The following is a 396-nucleotide window of genomic DNA, read 5'->3' on the forward strand; positions in this document are numbered from 1 at the left end:
GGCCATGGCCCAGGTGCAGCTGCAGGAGTCTGGGGGAGGATTAGTGCAGGCTGGGGCCTCTCTGACACTCTCCTGTGTAGGTTCTGGAAGTACCGGCAGAAACTATCCCATGGCCTGGTTCCGCCAGGCTCCAGGAAAGGAGCGTGACTTTGTCGTTGCTATTAGCTGGAGCGGACAATTTACATACTATGCAGACTCCGTGAAGGGCCGATTCACCATCTCCAAAGACAACGCCAGGAACACGGTTTACCTTCAAATGAACAGCCTGACACTTGAGGACACGGCCGTTTATTATTGTGCAGCAGCCAGAATTGGAAGTGCCTACAACAAAGCCGCTAGTTATGACTCATGGGGTCAGGGGGCCCAGGTCACCGTCTCCTCACACCACCATCACCA

Annotated in this window: 1 protein-coding gene; it reads left to right on the top strand. The window is 54.8% G+C overall.

Annotated elements, in window-relative coordinates; all coding sequences use genetic code 11:
- Positions 1-4 precede the first annotated feature (4 nt).
- On the top strand, positions 5-396 hold a 392-nt coding region (locus OO258_RS27370), incomplete at its 3' end, for a hypothetical protein (protein WP_266035038.1).

This window comes from Pseudomonas sp. DCB_BI (genome assembly GCF_026240995.1).
Classification (GTDB): domain Bacteria; phylum Pseudomonadota; class Gammaproteobacteria; order Pseudomonadales; family Pseudomonadaceae; genus Aquipseudomonas.